The sequence below is a fragment of the Microtetraspora fusca genome, from assembly GCF_001570365.1.
Classification (GTDB): Bacteria; Actinomycetota; Actinomycetes; order Streptosporangiales; family Streptosporangiaceae; genus Microtetraspora; species Microtetraspora fusca.
Genome location: NZ_BBYK01000062.1, coordinates 56,487 through 73,355 on the forward strand (window position 1 = coordinate 56,487; position 16,869 = coordinate 73,355).

The following is a 16,869-nucleotide window of genomic DNA, read 5'->3' on the forward strand; positions in this document are numbered from 1 at the left end:
CACGTCGCTCACCGCCCGCTCCCCTGCCGCTCGTGCTCCGCCGGCTCGGGTCTGCGCATCGGGAACGGGCTCAGCCCGCCCCCGTCAACGGGCAGCGCCTGACCGGTGAGGTAGCCGTTGGCGGGATCGGCCAGGAAGGCCACCGCCGACGCCACGTCCTCGGGACGGCCGACCCGGCCGACCGGGATGGCCCGGCCGCGCTGCCGCAGCGTCTCGGCCACGTCCAGGTCGGGCGAAGGGTCGAGCACGGCCCTGCTCGTGGCGACCAGGCCGGGGCACACCGCGTTGACCGTGATGCCCCACGGCGCCACGTCCATGGACAGCGCGCGGGTCAGTCCGATCACGCCGGCCTTCGACGCCGAGTACGCGGTCGAGAACGGCGCCGCGGTCAGCCCGGCCATCGACGAGATGTTGACGATGCGCCCGTACCTGCGGCCCCGCATGTGCGGCACGGCCGCCCGGCACATCAGGTACGTGCCGCGCAGGTTGACGCCGAGCACCAGGTCCAATGTCTCCAGCGGCACGTCCTCGATGTCGGCACGGTCCGGGCCCTGGGGGGCCGCGGCATTGTTGACCAGGACGTCGACCGAGCCGAACCGCTCCACGGTCGCGGCGACCATCCGCTCCGCGGCGGCGGGGTCGGAGACGTCGCCGAGCACGGAGGCGACCTCGTGCCCCTCCGCGGCGAGGTCGGCGACCAGCGCGGACAGGCCGTCGCCGGTCGGCGCCGCGCCGATCAGCCGCTGGCGGTCGTTCGGGACGCCCGCCGCCTCCTTGTCCGTCACCATCACGGCCATCCCGGCCCGCGCGAGGGTGCGGGCGATGGCCTGTCCCATCCCGTCGGGCTTGCCGCATCCGGTGACGAGGGCGGCCCGCCGCCCCGGTCCGCCGCTCACGGCTCGACCCGCGCGGAGACGCCGGACCAGTTCGAGAACAGCCGGACCACCATGGACATCCCGGCGTTCCTGGCCCCGGCGACGACGATCGGCAGGTTCTGCGGCGAGTCGGCCGCGAACATCGGGTCGAAGCCCTCCGCATCTCCGTCGCCGCGCTCGTATCTGACGCCGTTCTCGGTGATGCCGTTCTTGCCGACCCGGGCCAGGTCGGCCTTGGTCCGGCCGCACCGCTCCACCAGCCAGGTACGGACGTCGTCCTTGCTCATCCCGGCGTTCGCCAGCATCTGCGCGTGCTCCGGGCAGAACACCACGCCCGCCCCGGCGTTGCGGAAGATCAGCGAGCCGCTGCGGGACAGCGTGTCGGCGAAGTCGGCGAGCAGCTTCTCCGGGTCGCCGGTGTGCCGGTTGTCGACGTACTCGCTGGTCCGCAGCAGGGTCGTGGAGACGGCGTCGACGCCTGCGGTCACCCCGCCGTCCACCGACAGCGGCTCCCAGGGGCTCTCCTCCTCGTTCTCGGCGATGCACATCGCCCAGCGGCCGGGGACGCCCTGGGTCGCCTGCTCGAAGACGTGCGGGACGACGCCGAGCCCGTTGCGCACGATGAGGCCGATGGCGCGGGCGACCGTCGCGTTCGCCCGGAAGCCGGGTCCGAACACGCCGCCGGTGCTGTTGAAGCCGAGCCGCCGCCGCACCGGGCCGTTCACGACGAGCAGCGGCGCCGGGCCGCTGGTGCTCTGCCAGCCGCCGCCCATGGTGGAGCGCTCCAGCATCAGCGCGTCCCACGCGGCCAGCACCACGGGGAAGTACTCGGGCAGGCAGCCGGCCATCACCGAGTTGATCGCCGCCAGCTCGACGGTCACCTCGCGCTTGAGGTGGTCCAGCCTGCCGATCACCTCGTCGGCCGGCCGCGAGGTCGTGGCGAGGAACTCGTCGGTGCGCTCCCTGGTCGCGGGCACCGTGGGCAGCCCGTCGGTCCAGCCCTGCCGGTACACGTACTCGATCGCCCGCTCCGCCACGCGCGGGTCCTCGGTGGCCTGCCCGGTCATCGTCCCTCCTCGCTCACCCGCGCCACGACGACGTCGAGCAACTCGCCGGCGCGGACCGCGACCTGCTCGGGGTTCAGCACCGCGACCGGGTGCGGGGTCATCAGGAAGTCGAAGTCGGCGTCGCCGTGCACCTCGGCCATCGCCCTGGCCGTCACCGCGAACGCGTCGCTGCAGATGACCGCCGCGGGGACGCCCTCACGCTCGAACGTGATGCCGTCGGCCACCGCGGACGCGCTGCACGAGCCGCAGTCGCCCACCCCGACGACCACCACGTCGCAGGCGGTCTTCATCTCGCTGAGCAGCGGCTCGTCCACCGGCAGCGCGAACATCTCCTTGGTGCGCCGGATCGTCACCACGGCGCCGTACCGGCTCGTCATCAGCTCGCCGATCTCGGCCAGCAGCAGGGCCGCGTTCTGCTTGGTGTTGTCCAGCAGGCCCACCCGCGCGCCGGCCAGGCTCGGCAGCCGCCGCGCGCCGGACGCCACGCCGGCGGGCCGTACGGACAGTCCCGTCGGGTCCAGGATCCGGTCGAACATCCCTCACACTCCTCAGTCGTTCGGATAGGTCAGCCGGATCGCGTCCGCGTCGACGCCGAGGATCGGCTGCAGCATGGTGACCAGGATCTTCTTGGGCACCAGGCAGTCGCCGCAGGTCTCCGGGTCGGCGGTGATCCGGACGTCGAACCCGGCTCCGCTCTCCTCGACGGTCAGGTGATAGCCGTCGACGGCCAGGGTCGCGGCCATCTGCTCAAGTCGGGCGTCGTCTTTCATCACTGCCTCATTCGTGCTGTCGGTGACGGGGCCGCCGGCTCCGGGGAGCCGGTCAGCGGGAAGTGGCAGGCGGCGAGCCGTCCTGGGGCCACCTCGACGAGCGGCGGCTCCTTGTCCGCGCACTCCTGCCGCGCCATCGGGCACCTGGTACGGAACCGGCAGCCGGACGGCGGGGACAGCGGCGAGGGGAGCTGGCCCTCCAGGCGGGGCGTGCTCGCGTGGTCGCGGGTGGGGTCGGGCACCGGCACCGCGCCGATGAGCGCCCGGGTGTACGGGTGGGCCGGTGCGGAGTACACCTGGTCCGCGTCGCCCAGCTCGACGATCGTGCCGAGGTACATCACGGCGACCCGGTCGCTGATGTTCCGCACCACGCTCAGGTCATGGGAGACGAACAGCATGGTGAGTCCGCGCTCCGCCTTCAACCGTTCCAGCAGGTTGAGCACCTGGGCCTGGACCGACACGTCCAGCGCGGACACCGGCTCGTCGCACACCAGCACGTCCGGGTCGAGCGCCATGGCGCGGGCGATGGCGACGCGCTGCGCCTGCCCGCCGGAAAGCTGGTACGCCTTCTTGCCGCCGTGGATGTCCGGGTCGACGCCGACGCCGCGCAGCGCGTCGTCCACCTTCGCGGCCAGCTCCGCGCCCCGAACGCCCTGGATCAGCAGGCCCTCGGCGACGCACCCGCGCACGGTCTTGCGCGGGTTGAGCGAGGCGATCGGGTCCTGCAGGACGATCTGGATGCGGGTGCGCTGCCTGCGCATCTCGCGCGGAGAGAGGGTGAGCAGGTCGGTGCCGTCGAGCAGCACCGATCCGCTCGCCGCCTGCTGCAGCCGGACGATCGCCTTGGCGGCGGAGGACTTGCCGCAGCCGGACTCGCCGACCATGCCGAGGGTCTCCCCCGGCGGCATGGCGAAGCTGATCCCGGACACCGCATGGATCGTGCCGCCCGGAACCCGGTAGCGGCAGACCAGGTCGCGGACCTCCAGCCGGGGCGGCCGCCCGGCCGCCGGGGTCGCGGCGGCCGGGGCGGCCACCGCTGCGGCGTGCGCCGAGGCCGGAGCCGCGTCCGGCTCCACCGGGACGAAACAGGCGAACCGGTGGCCGGAGTCGCCCTGCGAAAGCAGTCGCGGCCGCTCGGTGCGGCACCGGTCCACCGCGGCGGGGCAGCGGGGCGCGAAGCGGCACGCCCGCGGCCGTCCCACCGGGTCGGGGGCCGACCCCGGAACGGTGGGCAGCACGCTGTGCCGCGGCATGTCCAGGGTGGGCAGCGCCCCGAGCAGCGCCCGGGTGTACCGGTGCCTGGCCTCGGCGAACAGCGTCCGGGTGGCGGACTCCTCGGCGATCCGGCCGCCGTACATGACGGCGATCCGGTCGGTACGGCCGGCCACCACGCCGAGGTCGTGGCTCACGATGATCATGGCCATCCCGCGGGTGGCCTGGATCTCCTGCAGCAGGTCGAGGATCTGCCGCTGGATGGTCACGTCCAGCGCGGTGGTCGCCTCGTCGGCGATCAGCAGGTCGGGGTCGCAGGCGAGCGCCATCGCGATGGCGACCCGCTGCCGCATGCCGCCGGACAGCTGGTGCGGGTACTGGGCGAGCCGGGCCCGGGGCTCCGGGATGCCGACCAGGTCGAGCAGGTCGAGCGCCCGCTCCCGCGCCTGCGCGGCGGTCAGGCCGAGGTGCCGCCTGGCGCCCTCGCTGACCTGCCGGCCGATCCGGACCACCGGGTTCAGCGACGTCATCGAGTCCTGGAAGACCATGGCGACCCGCTTGCCCCACACGCCGCGCGCCTGCTCGGTGCGGCCGCCCGCGAGGTCCACGCCGTCGAAGGTCAGCTCGCCGGAGAGCGTGGACGCGGCGGGGGTGACCCCCATGATCGACCGGACCAGCATCGACTTGCCCGAGCCGGACTCGCCGACCAGGCCGAGCGTCTCGCCCGCGCCGAGGTCGAGGTCGACCCCGTCCAGCGGCCAGATCGTGCCGCGCGCGGTCGGGATGCGCACGCTGAGGTCACGGATCCGCAGCAGCGACTTCGCCTCGTCGTGCGTCACAGATGTCCTCCCCGTCCGTCCGCGCGCTCGCGGAGGCGATCACCGATGGTGTTGAACGAGAACACGGTCAGCAGCAGCACCGCCGCGGGGACGAAGACGAGGTACGGCCGGGTCCTGATGCTGTCGAAGCCGGACGCGATCATCCCGCCCCAGCTCGGCCGCGGCGGCGGCAGGCCGATCCCGAGGAAGTCGAGCGCCCCCAGGGCGATCATGAAGGTCGCCACCATCACGAACCCGAACGCGACCAGCGAGTGCGCGATGTTCGGCAGCACCTCGCGGACGATCATCCGCCAGGCCGGCGTGCCGAGGGCCCGGGCGGCCAGCACGTAGTCCCGGCCGAGCTGGACGTTGGCGTTCGCGTACGCGATGCGCAGGCTGGACGGCAGGCTGAGCAGGCCGAGCATGGCCGACAGCGACCAGACGCTCGGCCGCGTCACCGAGGCCATGGCCAGCAGCAGCACCAGGCCGGGGAAGGCGAGCACCACATCGCTGAGCAGGTTGACCACGGTGGCGAGCCAGCCCTTGAAGTAGGCGGCCGCCGTCCCGAGGGCGACTCCGCCCGCCATCCCGATGACGGTGCCGAGCAGCGCGACCGCCAGGGAGAGCTGCGCACCGTGGATCACCCGGGACAGCACGCTCAGCCCGACGCTGTCGGTGCCGAGGAACTCGGGCCAGGACTCGAACGGCGGGGTCGCGCCGTCCGCCACCGGCTCGTCGTACCCGGCGATCGGCAGCAGCCCGGCCAGCAGGGTGGAGGCGAGGACGAGGACCACCCAGACGGAGCAGAGCACCAGGCTGACCGGCGGCCGGCGCCGGACCGGCGCGTCCTCGTCCTCGGCCGCGGCGGGCCGCGTGCCGGGCCCCGTCGTCATCGTCGCGCTCATGACGTCTGCACTCTCGGGTCGATGACGGCCTGAAGGAGGTCGACCAGGGTGTTGACCACCACATAGGTCAGCGCGACCAGCAGCACCACCCCCTGGACGATGGGGACGTCCCGCTGGGTGACCGCGTTGACGATCGCCGACCCCATGCCGGGCAGCCGGAAGATCACCTCGGAGATGACCGCGCCGGTCATCAGCGAGCCGATGGACAGCCCGGCCAGGGAGACCAGCGTGGTCAGCGACGGCCGCAGCGCGTGCCGCAGCAGGATGTAGGCGGTGTTCAGCCCCTTGGCCCGCGCGGTCAGCACGAAGTCCTGCTGCAACGTGGTGATCATGTCGCTGCGCAGCACCCGGAAGAACGTGGCCATCGGGTGCAGGGCCAGCACCAGGGAGGGCAGGATCGCGCTGCGCAGGTTGCCCACCGGGTCCTGGGTCAAGGGCACCCACCCGCTGACCGGCAGCATCCCCAGCCGCACCGCGAACACGTAGAGCAGCCCGATCGCCAGCACGAACGAGGGCAGCGACATGAACAGCGAGGAGACGCCGGTCGCGATCGTGTCGATCTTTCCGCCGACGTTCCTCGCGGTGTAGGCGGCCAGCGGCACCGCGACCAGCAGGGCGATGCCGAGGCCGAGCACCATCAGCTCGAAGGTCACCGCGAAGCCGTTGGTGATCACCTCGGTCACCGGGACGTGGGTGAGCAGTGACTCGCCCAGGTCGCCGCGGACCGCGTCCGCGAGCCAGGACAGGTACCGCTCGGCGAAGGGCCGGTCCAGCCCGAGCTGCCGTTCCAGCTCCGCGATCTGCCCGGCGTTGGCGTTCGGGCCCAGGATCTGGGCGGCGACGGTGCCGCCCTGCGAGAGCAGGGCGGTCACGCCGAGGGAGACCAGGAGGACGACGGCGAGGAGATGGCTGAGCTTCTTCGCCACGAACGTGGTGCCGCTCATCTTCCCTCCTGATTCCGGTCGTGAGGTTTGTACGGGTTCAGCACGTCGGACCGGTCACCCGGTGTACGCGAGCTTCTGCGTGAGGAGGATGTCCAGTCCGCCGTTCACCGGCTCGACGCCGGTCAGCTTCGCGTCGTGGACGAAGAACGAGATCGGCTTGCCCCAGATCCAGAACGGCAGGTCGGTGGTCCAGATCTCCTGCACCTTCCGGTACGCGGCGATCCGGTCCTTCTCGTCGCGGGAGCCGCGGGCGGCGACCAGGGCGTCGTCCATCTCCTTGGTGGCGTAGCCGGTGAGGTTGGTGGCGCCGCCGGAGGACAGCCAGTCGCCGAACAGCGGGTCCGGGTCGTGGAACTTCATGCCGCCCGGGTAGCTGGTGATCTGGAAGTCCCGGTTCACGAAGATCTTCGTGTACGCGTCGGCGGCGGTGATGATCTCGACCTTGACCTCGAAGCCGGCCACCTGGTTGAGCCGGCTGGCGACGTACTCGGCGAGCTTCTGGTCGGTGCCGGGCAGCGCGGTGATGGTGAAATGCAGCGGGTTGCCCTTGGCCTCGCACTCCTTGACGGCCGCGGCGGCCTTGGCCGGGTCGGCCGAGGGGAACTTCAGCGACTCGTCATAGAAGGCGGAGGACGGGTCCATCAGGCCGTAGGTGGGGCCGCCGACCTTCTGCGACTGGTTCAGCGCCTTGTCGATCGCGGCCGGGTCGAGCGCGTAGGCCAGCGCCTGCCGCGCGCACAGCTCGCCGAACGGCGCCTTCTTCTCGTTGAACTGGTACGCCGCGCCTCCGCTGGGCTTGAGCGTCGTCACGCCGAGGCCGGCCGCCATCGCGTCGTCCACGGCGGTGGGGGTGGACACGTTGTTGGCGAGCTGGACCTGGCCGGACACGATGGAGTCGATCACCGTGGCCGCGTTGCCGGCGGTGGCGAATGTGACGCTGTCCAGGTGCGGCTCACCCGGGGTGAGGTAGTTCTCGTTCTTGACCAGCTTCAGCTCGTTCGCGGTGCGGTTCCACTGGGCGAGCTTGAACGGGCCCGCGCCCACCGGCTTCTCCGCGTACTGCTTGCCCGACGCCTTGATCGCGGTCGGCGAGGCGATGTAGCCCAGCGAGTTCGCCACGATCCGGTCGAAGGCGCAGTTGGCGGTCTTGAGCCGGATGTCGACCGTGGTGTCGTTCTTGGCGCTCGCCGTGACGCCGGCGAGCTTGGGCGCCTGCGGCGACGCGGTCTCCGGGTCCTGGATGCGCTCCCAGTTGAAGACGACGGCCTCGGCGTCCAGCGGGGTGCCGTCGGTGAACTTCAGGCCCGGCTTGAGCACGAGCGTCCAGTTCTTGCACGTGTCGTCGACCGGTTCGATGCTCTCGCCGAGCTGGCCGGTGACCGTGTTCGTGGCGATGTCGGCGTAGAACAGCACGTCGTAGAGCGCCTGCATGTAGCCGCCCTGCGCGCCGTAGTTGCCGGTCTGCACGGCGGCGGGATCCAGCGAGAAGATCGCCTGGGTGATCAGCAGCCGGGCGTCTCCGCCGGCTTTGGGAGCTCCCGTCGCCGTGCCGGGCTCGCCCGCGGCGGTGGACGTGCCGCCCGAGCAGGCGGACAGGACTGCGGCGGCTGTCACCGCTGCCGCGCCGGCGACGGCTCTCTTCGTCCCGGCGACGCGGCGTGGACGTGACATGGCGGATCCTCCTGAAGGCTGGGGTGAGCCAGCGACTGTGACCGGGGCCACTTGAGCCCGTGCTCAGGCAATGTAGGTTCCGCACCGGTGCGCCGTAATCAGTGCTTCCACGTCGCGGAAGAAGTCACCGGAAATCGCCCGGCGGCCCCGTTTCCGGGCCCGAAGGGAACGGAACTTCCGCCGGACGGAAGACCGTTTTCGACCCATCCGTATCGCTTCCTAAAGTCTGTCCACATGTGTAGCCTGATTTACGTTTACGTAACATTGGTCACTTTTTGACCCGGCACGTAGGTGAGCGTATGACTGTTCTCGCAGCCACCTCCTCGGAACCGACCCGGCTCACTTCCGCCCAGCGGGTGCTCTCGATCCTCGGCGTCTTCAGCAGCGAGCACATGGCGCTCTCGCTCAGCGAGATCAGCCGCCGCACGGGCCTGACCCTGACCACGACCCACCGGCTCGTCAACGAGCTGCGCGCCTGGGGCGCGCTCCGCCGCGAGAGCGACGGCAGGTACACCATCGGCCTGCGCATCCTCGAACTCGGCACCCTGGCACCCCAGGGCCTGCAGCTCCGAGAGGTCGCCCTCCCCTTCCTCGACGACCTGCGGCACGCCACCCACGCGAACATCCACCTCGCGGTCGCCGACGGGCACGACGTCATCTACATCGAGTCGCTGCGCGCCCGGCACGGCGTACCGGTGCTGAGCAGGCTCGGCGGGCGCTGGCCGATGCACGCCACCGGAACCGGCCTCGTCCTGCTCGCGTACTCCCCCCAGGAATTCCAGGAGGAGGTGCTCCGCTCGAAGCTGCGCCAGTTCACCGCGCAGACCGTGACCTGCCCGGACGCCCTGCGGGTCAGGCTGGCCGAGGTGCGCAAGTCCGGCGTCGCCATCACCGAGAACCAGCTCACCCAGGACGCCCTGGCCATCGCCGCGCCGATCCGCGGCCCGCGGGACGCCGTCGTCGCGGCGGTCGGCGTGACCGTGCCGACCGGCTCCGCCTCGCCGCACTCCCTGGTGCCCGCGCTGGCCGCGACCGCCCGCGGCATCTCCCGCGCGCTCGGCGCGCCTTCGGCCACCCCCGTGTCGGGCGTGCCCGTCTCCTCACCGCCGCGGATCCGCGGCCTCAACCGGAGCGTCCCGAGGCAGGGCCGCTGACCGACCGTCCCGAGGCTCCCCGTACATCGGGCAGCAGGGACCGAGCCGAGCGCCCCCTGACGGCGCCGGCCCACACCCCGGCGCCGTAGGCGAGATCGTCGAGCCGCCGGGCGACCACGAACCGCACCGGGTCCAGCCGCGGACGGGTCTTGCGATACTCCACGATCCCGTCCGCCAGCGCCGCCACGAGCACCGCCCGGCGGACCCTGCGGGAGACCAGGCACCCGGCGAGGCTGAGCGGCCACCAATGCCGCAGCAGCAGCGCGCTCGTCTGCCCCAGCGCGCCGGCGAGCCCGAGCCCGGTCAGGGCCGCCGCCAGCCGCCGCGGGCTGTCGCTCCGGGACACCGTACGGGTGAGCCGCGCGGACACCCCGGCCAGCACCGCGGCGGCCACCGGCGCCGACCAGCGCCGCTGCGCGAGCAGCGCCCCGACCGCGGCCACGCTCCACGGCGCGAGCACGGCCGGGGCCACCGCGGCGCCGTGCCGCCGTGCCAGCGTGTGCGCGCCGGTCCCGTAGAACGCCTTGCGGCCCAGCCACGACCGGAACCCGGTCCGGTGGTCGTGCCGGACCGCGACCGCCGGCTCGTACCTGACCTGCCATCCGGCGGCCGCCAGCCGCCAGACCAGGTCGACGTCCTCGGCCACCCGCATGCCGCCGGCGTAGCCGTCGCCGAGCGCGGCCACCCGCGCCACCAGGCAGGCGCTGGGCACCCAGCCCACCGGTGAACGCGGGCGCACCGTCCCGGGGACCGGCCCGAGGTCCAGCGACGAGCGGACCGCCTCGTACCGGGAGATCCAGTTCTGCCGCCGCCCGGCTGAGGCGTCCAGGCCGAGCACCCGGGGCGCGACCGCGGCGACGCCGGGATGGTGGAAGTGCCGCAACAGTGTCGCCACCGCGTCGGGGTCGACCACCACGTCGGAGTCCACGAACGCCACGTACGGCGTGCGGACCCGCGCGAGGCCCGCGTTGCGCGCGCCCGCCGGGCCGACGTTGCGGGGCAGGGCGACCAGCTCCGCACCGTGCCGACCGGCCACCCCGGCCACCGCCGCCGCGTCGTCGGAGCGGTCGTCGACCACGATCACCGCCATGCGCCCGCCCAGGCCGGCCAGCAGCCGGTCGAGCTCGGCCGGCCGGTCGCGCACCGGGACCACGACGGTGACCTCGGACAGCTCGACCGGCGGCAGCTCCCGGGCGACCGGATCGGCCATGCCGAGCGCGAGCAGCCGGGCCGCGAGCCGTTCCGACCATGGATCGGCGACCCGGATCCGGCGCCCGGAGAGGATCGTCGCGGCCCGCCCGGTGAGGTGGATCAGGCGGGGCGGCGCGCCGCCCACCAGGGTGCGTCCGCCGTCGTACGCCCGGACCTCGCGGCCCAACTCGACGACGAACCCGTCGGGCAGCCGGTCGCTCATCCGCGGAACCCTCCCTCGGCGCTCACCACGGAGCCGTTCGCGACGCCGCCCGCCCTGGAGCAGTGGAACGCGATGAGCTCCGCGATCTCGGACGGCTCGATGAGCCGCCCGTTCAGCTGGGACGACGCGAACGACTCCACGTCGTCGATCCCGTACAGCGCGGCCGTGGCGGCCAGCATCGCGGTGCGGGTGGAGCCGGGCGAGACCGCGACCGCGGTCACCCCGGTGCCGGCCAGGTCGGCGGCCAGCCCGCGGACCAGCCCGATCACGGCGTGCTTGGCCATGCCGTACCCGGCCAGGTGGAACAGGCCGCGGGTCCCGGCGGCCGAGGCGACCGCGACGAACCGGCAGCCGCCGGGGTCGGGGCCGCCGAGCATCCGGGGCACGGTCGCCGCGGCGGTGTTCCACACGCCGAGCACGTCGATCTCCCACAGCGTCCGCAGCTCCGGGTCGGGGGTCTCCCACAGCGGCCGGCCTCCGGCGATCACCGCGGCGGCGGCCACCGCGGCGTCGAGCCGGCCGAACCGCTCGACCGCGAGCGCGGCGGCCGCCTCCAGCGCCGCGCGGTCCCGCACGTCCGCCACCACGGCGGCGACCTGGCCGGGGTGGGCGTCGCGCAGGGCGTGCAGCGCGGCGACCTCCGGCTGCGGGTAGTCCGCACCCGACGCGCGGGCGGGTCCCGCGCCGCCCGCGCACCAGTCCACCGCGACCACCCGGTAGCCCTGGCGGCAGAGCGCCCGGACGGTGTCCGCGCCGATGCCGCGAGCGGCGCCGGTGACCAGGGCGACCCGCGGGGGACGGCTCTCCCCGCTCGCCCCGCTCGCCCCGCTCACCTCCGGCTCGCCTCGGCCCGGAGCCGGCCGCCGCCGTCGGCGACGCCGCGCTCGATCAGGCCGGTCGCCTCCGCGACCATCTCGCCCAGGACCCGCGCCCCCTCGGCGGCGGTGGCTCCGGTGGGGTCGCCGAGCACGCCGGACGGGGACACGGCGGCGACGCCGCCCGCGACGATGCCGGGCATCAGCTCCCCGATGGGCGCGGTGTTGCCGGGTGCTGCCCTGGCCAGGTCCACCCGGCCCGGGGCGAGGTGCAGCATCAGCGAGGTCTCGGTGTACCCGGCGTGCGCGTCGACGGTCTCCGTCTCGCACGGCACCCATGCGACCTCGTGCCGCTCGTACATCATCTGGGCCACCGCGTCGGACAAGGTCCGCGCGTTCCCGCCGTGCGCGTTGACGAACACGATCCGCCCGGACCAGACGGACAGCGAGCGGACCAGCTCCACCAGGGTGTGCCGGAGGGCCTCGTTGCCGATCGAGACCGTCCCGGGGAACGACTGGTGCTCCCCGCTGGCGGTGTAGCTGAGCGGCGGCGCGACGAGGACGGGCTCGTCCGGGTGCCGCTCCCGCCACCGGGCCGCCGCCCCCTCGGCCACCGCCACCGCGATGGCCGTGTCGGTGTCCAGCGGCAGGTGCGGGCCGTGCTGCTCGACGGAGCCGACCGGCACGAGGACCAGCGGCCGCTCCGGCAGCGCCGTCCAGGCCAGCCCGGACAGCCGCGCGTCCGGCGGCGTCACACCGACTCCGTCGCGCCGAGGGTGCGGGTGAACCCGGGTGGGACGACCACATCGTCCGGGGTCAGCTCATGGATGGAGGAGCGGCCCAGCCCGAGCAGGGCCGAGTCGATGCCGCCGCGCAGGATGTCGAGCACGTTCTCCACCCCGGCCTGACCGGCCGCGCCGAGGCCCCACAGGTAGGCCCGACCGATCATCACCGCCCGCGCGCCGAGCGCCAGCGCCTTCACGACGTCGCCGCCGCGGCGGACGCCGCCGTCCAGCAGCACCTCGATCCGGTCGCCGACCGCCTCGACCACCGCGGGCAGGGCGCGGATCGGCGCCGGGGTGCCGTCCAGGTTGTTGCCGCCGTGGTTGGACACCGAGATCGCGGTGACCCCGGCGTCGACCGCGCGCCGGGCGTCGTCCACCCGGCACACGCCCTTGAGCATGAACGGCCCGTCCCAGCGCTCCCGCATCCAGGCGACGTCGTCCCAGGTTGGGAGGGGGGTCTGCATCCACTCGCCGTACGCGCCGAAGAAGGTCAGCGGGGGCTCGCCCGGGTCGGTCAGGTTGGGCACGGTCAGATCCGGCACGCCGCCGGTGCGCAGGAAGTCCAGCAGCCAGCCGGGCCGGGACAGCCCCTCGGGGGCGAATCTGGCGATCGCCTTCAGGTCGAGCCGCTCGGGGATCCACGGGCTCCCCCAGTCGCGCCCGTTGGAGAACGACCAGTCGAGGGTGGCGATCAGGCCGACCGCCCCGGCCGCGCGGGCCCGCTCCATCCGCCGGACCATCGCGTCCTTGTCGCCCATCCAGTACATCTGGAAGAAGGTCGAGGAGTTCGCGGCCACGACCTCCTCGACCGGCTTGCTGGCGAACGAGCTGAGCCCCATCGCGGTGCCGCGCGCGGCGGCGGCCCGCGCCACGGCCACCTCACCGTCCGGGTGGACGGCCTGGACGCCGGTGGGCGAGATGATCACGGGCAGCGAGATCTGCTGTCCCATGACCGTCGTCGCCATGTCGCGCTTGGCCGACAGGTCCGCCACGTGCGGGGCGAAGCCCAGCTCGGCGAACGCCGCGGTGTTGTCCCTGAACGAGACGCCCTTCTCCGATCCGGCCAGCAGCGCGCCGTACACCGACCTGGGCAGCCTCCTCTTCGCCCGCCGCCGCGCCTCCGCGACCGTCTCGAACCACTTGCCCATGACTCACCTCTCGCAGCTCAGTCGGTCACGCGGAACCCGGCGAGCGGGCTCTCCGCGCAGGGGGAGGCGGGCGGGGCCGCCGGATCCGGCCGCGCGCCGATCTGGACCGGAACCGGCGCCGCGGCCCGCGGCCGCGTGCGGTGCGAATGGTCCTGGCGCTGGGCGGGCACGGTGCGGGCCGGGTCGGCGAGCGCGGCCTCGCCGTACCCCTGGACGCACTCGGGGTCCGGCCCGTCCAGCGGCAGACCGGTGAAGAACTTGGCCGCCATGCATCCGCCCCGGCACACGTCGTAGAACCGGCAGGAGGCGCATGCGCCGCCGCCGCTCGGGGCGCGCAGCCGCCGGAACAGCTCGGAGGTGCGCCAAACCTCGGCGAACCCGCCGTCGGTCAGGACGTTCCCGGCCAGGAAGGTGTCGTGGATGGCGAACGGGCAGGCGTAGACGTCGCCGATCGGGTCGATCAGGCAGACCACGCGGCCCGCGCCGCACATGTTCAGGCCGGGCAGCTTCTCGCCGAACCCGGCGAGGTGGAAGAACGAGTCGCCGGTCAGCACGTTCTCCCCGGCCCGGACCAGCCAGTCGTACAGCTCGCGCTGCTGCGCGGAGGTCGGGTGCAGCTCGTCCCAGACGTCGGCGCCCCGGCCGGATGGGCGGAGCCTGGTCAGCCGCAGGGTGGCGCCGTGCTCGTCGGCGATGCGCTTGAACTCGTCGAGCTGGCCGGCGTTCTCGCGGGTGACCACGACGGAGATCTTGGCGTCCGTGAACCCGGCCGCGGCCAGGTTGTCCAACGCGCGCAGCGCCATGGCATACGAGCCGGGCCCGCGGACGCGGTCGTTGACCTCGGCGGTGGCGCCGTCGAGGGACACCTGGACGTCGACGTAGTCGGTGGAGGCGAGGTAGCGGGCCCGGGGCAGGTCGATCCGCACGCCGTTGGTGGAGAACTTGACGCCGACCTGGTGGTCGACCGCGTACTCCAGCAGGTGCCAGAAGTCGGGCCGCACGGTGGGCTCGCCGCCGCCGATGTTGACGTAGAAGACCTGCATCGCCCGTAGCTCGTCGATCACGGCCTCGCACTGCTCGGTGCTCAGCTCGCGCGGGTCGCGCCTGCCGGAGGAGGACAGGCAGTGGACGCAGGACAGGTTGCAGGCGTAGGTCAGCTCCCAGGTGAGGCAGATCGGGGCGTCCAGCCCGTGCTCGAAGTGCTCGACGAGCGTGGCGGGCCGGGCGGCGGAGCCGATCGGGTTGATCATCGTTCTTCTCCTCCGGTGTCTCCGGTGTCGCGGCGACGGATCATGTCGGCTTGGGCGAGGCCGCGAAGGGCCACGGCGTAGGCGTCCCACTGGCCGGCGGGCACGCCCGCCCGCGCCAGCGCCGTACGCGCGTCGGGTGAGCCGCCCAGGCTCCGGACCACCTCTACGAGCTCCCTGCGCTTGAGGAAGGTCAGGCGCCGGTTGCCGAAGTGGTAGGCCAGCGCCCCGAACGGCTCCGGCCGGAGGGCCACCGAGGGGGACAGCTCCCACGGCTGGTCAAGGATCTCGGTCACGATCGGCTCCCTGCCCCGTCCGCTAGTAGACGCCGCACATCCCGTCGATCGAGACCTCTTCGATCAGCGACTCCTCGAAGAGCTCGTCGCTCGCGGGGGCGGACTCCTCCGGGGACACGATTCGCTTCTCCATGACAGCTCCTGTCTTCCACCGGGCCGCGGTGCGCGGCCGGTAACGGAACATTAATGGCACTGAGGGCCAAAAAGAAGGGACATTTTGCGGTTGTTTCGCATTGATCTGGATGTTTGCCGGAAAGATCATGATGTGTCGGATATGGCGTACGGTCCTGACCGGGGCGAAGCCGTCCGTACGAGGCGTTAACTTGGTTGACCGTGACCACCCGATCGAGGCACCCGCAGGGCCGCAAGCCCGTCACCGACCACGCCGCGATCGAGCGCGTGGCGTTCGCGCTGTTCGAGGAGCGCGGGTTCGAGGCGACCACGGTGGACGCGATCGCCGAGGCGGCGGGCATCGGGCGGCGCACCCTGTTCCGGTATTACCCGTCCAAGAACGACATCCCGTGGGGACAGTTCGACGCGAGCCTCGCCGACCTCGCACGATCCCTGGACGCCATGCCGCGCGACATCCCGGTGCGCGAGGCGGTGCACCAGGCGGTGCTCGCCTTCAACCGCTTCGACGACGCGGCGCTGCCCCAGCACCGGCAGCGGATGACGCTGCTGCTGCGCACCCCGGCGCTGCAGGCCCACTCCACCCTCAGGTACCGGCAGTGGCGCGAGGTCATCGCGCGCTACGTCGCCGGCCGGTACGGCCTCGCCCCCGCCGACCTGCTGCCGCGGATGGTCGGGCAGGTCTCGCTCGCGCTCGCGTTGTCCGCGTACGAGCAGTGGCTGGAGCAGGAGGGCCGCTCGCTCGAGGAACTCCTCGACGAGGCGCTCGCCGGGCTGCGGGCCTACCTGGCGGAACCGGGACGCTGAGCCGGGACCGGCCGGGGCGGACTCCGCATCACCGGCCGGCCCGCCGCCGTGGCGCGCAACGCGCGGGTGATGCCGCGCGCCGCCGTCTGCACCAGCGGGGCCAGCGCGGCCGGCTGCGCGCCGTCCGCCCGCACCACCAGGGACACCGCGGCGACGACCTCGCCGTCCGGATCGGTGATCGGCGCGGCCACCGACAGCGCGTCCAGGGTCACCTGCCCGTCGCTGACCGCGTACCCGAGGCGGCGTACGTCGGCCAGGATCCGGCGCAGCGCCTTGGGGTCGGTCACCGTCCGGTCCGTGAACCGGCGCAGCGGCAGCCCGAGCACCTCCTGCTGCACGCTCGCCGGCGCGTGCGCCAGCAGCACCAGGCCGACACCGGTGGCGTGCATCGCGAACCGGCCGCCGACCCTGGTCCACACCGGCACCGCGTGCAACCCGGCGATCCGCTCCACGTAGACGATCTCCGCGCCCTCGCGCACCGCGAGCTGCACGTTCTCGTGGGTGACCTCGTACAGGTCCTCCAGGAACGGCATGGCCGCGTCGCGCAGCCCCACGCCACGCGGGGCGAGCGAGGCGACCTCCCACAGCCGCAGGCCGATCCGGTACCGGCCGCGCGCGTCGCGCTCCAGCGCGCCCCACTCGACCAGCTCGGCCGCCCTGCGGTGCGCGGTGGGCAGGCTCAGCCGGGCCCGGCGGGCGAGCTGGCTCAGGGTGAGCTCCGGCTCCGCGGCGGTGAACGCCGCCAGCATGGCGAGCACCTTTGAGGTGACCGACCGGCCCGGCTCCACCGTGGGCACGGCGTCCTTCATGTC

Annotated in this window: 18 protein-coding genes; 2 read left to right on the forward strand and 16 right to left on the reverse strand. The window is 73.1% G+C overall.

Features of this window, described 5'->3' with window-relative positions:
- Window positions 1-8: 8 nt before the first annotated feature.
- From AWQ68_RS29280 to AWQ68_RS29315, 8 genes are read right to left on the reverse strand one after another with little or no spacing between them, the layout of a single operon-like run.
- Window positions 9-896, reverse strand: a complete 888-nt coding sequence (locus tag AWQ68_RS29280) for an SDR family NAD(P)-dependent oxidoreductase (RefSeq protein ID WP_066946284.1) — start codon at window positions 894-896, stop codon at window positions 9-11.
- Window positions 893-1,942: a hypothetical protein gene (locus tag AWQ68_RS29285; protein WP_066946287.1), complete on the reverse strand. Its 1,050-nt coding sequence runs from the start codon at window positions 1,940-1,942 to the stop codon at window positions 893-895. The genes AWQ68_RS29280 and AWQ68_RS29285 overlap by 4 nt, the downstream gene beginning before the upstream one ends.
- Window positions 1,939-2,478 (reverse strand): UGSC family (seleno)protein, encoded by a 540-nt coding sequence (locus tag AWQ68_RS29290; protein ID WP_066946289.1) that lies wholly within the window; start codon window positions 2,476-2,478, stop codon window positions 1,939-1,941. The genes AWQ68_RS29285 and AWQ68_RS29290 overlap by 4 nt, the downstream gene beginning before the upstream one ends.
- A 12-nt stretch (window positions 2,479-2,490) precedes the next feature.
- The gene (locus AWQ68_RS29295; RefSeq protein ID WP_066946292.1) at window positions 2,491-2,712 is read right to left on the reverse strand and encodes a hypothetical protein; all 222 of its coding nucleotides are present in this window, start codon (window positions 2,710-2,712) and stop codon (window positions 2,491-2,493) included.
- On the reverse strand, window positions 2,712-4,763 hold the full coding sequence (locus tag AWQ68_RS29300; RefSeq protein WP_066946294.1) for a dipeptide ABC transporter ATP-binding protein: 2,052 nt from the start codon (window positions 4,761-4,763) through the stop codon (window positions 2,712-2,714). The genes AWQ68_RS29295 and AWQ68_RS29300 overlap by 1 nt, the downstream gene beginning before the upstream one ends.
- Entirely contained in the window at window positions 4,760-5,647 is an 888-nt protein-coding gene (locus AWQ68_RS29305; protein WP_084464520.1) for an ABC transporter permease, read from the reverse strand. The genes AWQ68_RS29300 and AWQ68_RS29305 overlap by 4 nt, the downstream gene beginning before the upstream one ends.
- Entirely contained in the window at window positions 5,644-6,591 is a 948-nt protein-coding gene (locus AWQ68_RS29310) for an ABC transporter permease (RefSeq protein ID WP_066946297.1), read from the reverse strand. Before AWQ68_RS29310 ends, AWQ68_RS29305 begins: the two co-directional genes overlap by 4 nt.
- Before the next feature lie 54 nt (window positions 6,592-6,645).
- Entirely contained in the window at window positions 6,646-8,262 is a 1,617-nt protein-coding gene (locus AWQ68_RS29315; protein WP_066946300.1) for an ABC transporter substrate-binding protein, read from the reverse strand.
- Between the two features lie 299 nt (window positions 8,263-8,561).
- On the opposite strand from AWQ68_RS29315, the gene AWQ68_RS29320 reads away from it, so the two are divergent.
- The gene (locus tag AWQ68_RS29320) at window positions 8,562-9,416 is read left to right on the forward strand and encodes an IclR family transcriptional regulator (RefSeq protein WP_084464521.1); all 855 of its coding nucleotides are present in this window, start codon (window positions 8,562-8,564) and stop codon (window positions 9,414-9,416) included.
- Here AWQ68_RS29320 and mftF read toward each other — a convergent pair.
- From mftF to mftA, 7 genes are read right to left on the reverse strand one after another with little or no spacing between them, the layout of a single operon-like run.
- Window positions 9,385-10,830, reverse strand: coding sequence for a mycofactocin biosynthesis glycosyltransferase MftF (gene mftF / locus AWQ68_RS29325; RefSeq protein WP_066946306.1), 1,446 nt, complete (start codon window positions 10,828-10,830; stop codon window positions 9,385-9,387). The two genes, AWQ68_RS29320 and mftF, sit on opposite strands and share 32 nt — an antisense overlap.
- Window positions 10,827-11,663, reverse strand: a complete 837-nt coding sequence (locus tag AWQ68_RS29330; RefSeq protein ID WP_066946308.1) for a mycofactocin-coupled SDR family oxidoreductase — start codon at window positions 11,661-11,663, stop codon at window positions 10,827-10,829. The genes mftF and AWQ68_RS29330 overlap by 4 nt, the downstream gene beginning before the upstream one ends.
- The gene (mftE, locus tag AWQ68_RS44405) at window positions 11,660-12,400 is read right to left on the reverse strand and encodes a mycofactocin biosynthesis peptidyl-dipeptidase MftE (protein WP_245656187.1); all 741 of its coding nucleotides are present in this window, start codon (window positions 12,398-12,400) and stop codon (window positions 11,660-11,662) included. Before mftE ends, AWQ68_RS29330 begins: the two co-directional genes overlap by 4 nt.
- Window positions 12,397-13,578, reverse strand: coding sequence for a pre-mycofactocin synthase MftD (mftD, locus tag AWQ68_RS29340; protein WP_066946311.1), 1,182 nt, complete (start codon window positions 13,576-13,578; stop codon window positions 12,397-12,399). The genes mftE and mftD overlap by 4 nt, the downstream gene beginning before the upstream one ends.
- A gap of 17 nt (window positions 13,579-13,595) precedes the next feature.
- The gene (gene mftC, locus AWQ68_RS29345) at window positions 13,596-14,828 is read right to left on the reverse strand and encodes a mycofactocin radical SAM maturase (RefSeq protein WP_066946316.1); all 1,233 of its coding nucleotides are present in this window, start codon (window positions 14,826-14,828) and stop codon (window positions 13,596-13,598) included.
- The gene (gene mftB, locus AWQ68_RS29350) at window positions 14,825-15,121 is read right to left on the reverse strand and encodes a mycofactocin biosynthesis chaperone MftB (RefSeq protein WP_066946319.1); all 297 of its coding nucleotides are present in this window, start codon (window positions 15,119-15,121) and stop codon (window positions 14,825-14,827) included. Before mftB ends, mftC begins: the two co-directional genes overlap by 4 nt.
- 22 nt (window positions 15,122-15,143) lie before the next feature.
- Entirely contained in the window at window positions 15,144-15,254 is a 111-nt protein-coding gene (gene mftA / locus AWQ68_RS42870; protein WP_066946321.1) for a mycofactocin precursor MftA, read from the reverse strand.
- Between the two features lie 200 nt (window positions 15,255-15,454).
- Here mftA and mftR point away from each other — a divergent pair, with 200 nt between their 5' ends.
- Window positions 15,455-16,057 carry a mycofactocin system transcriptional regulator MftR gene (gene mftR / locus AWQ68_RS29360; RefSeq protein ID WP_245656189.1) on the forward strand — a complete coding sequence of 201 codons (603 nt, stop codon included), beginning with the start codon at window positions 15,455-15,457 and terminating at the stop codon, window positions 16,055-16,057.
- On the opposite strand, the gene AWQ68_RS29365 is transcribed toward mftR, so the two are convergent.
- Window positions 16,033-16,866 (reverse strand): IclR family transcriptional regulator, encoded by an 834-nt coding sequence (locus AWQ68_RS29365; RefSeq protein WP_084464524.1) that lies wholly within the window; start codon window positions 16,864-16,866, stop codon window positions 16,033-16,035. The genes mftR and AWQ68_RS29365 overlap by 25 nt on opposite strands.
- Window positions 16,867-16,869: the final 3 nt, after the last annotated feature.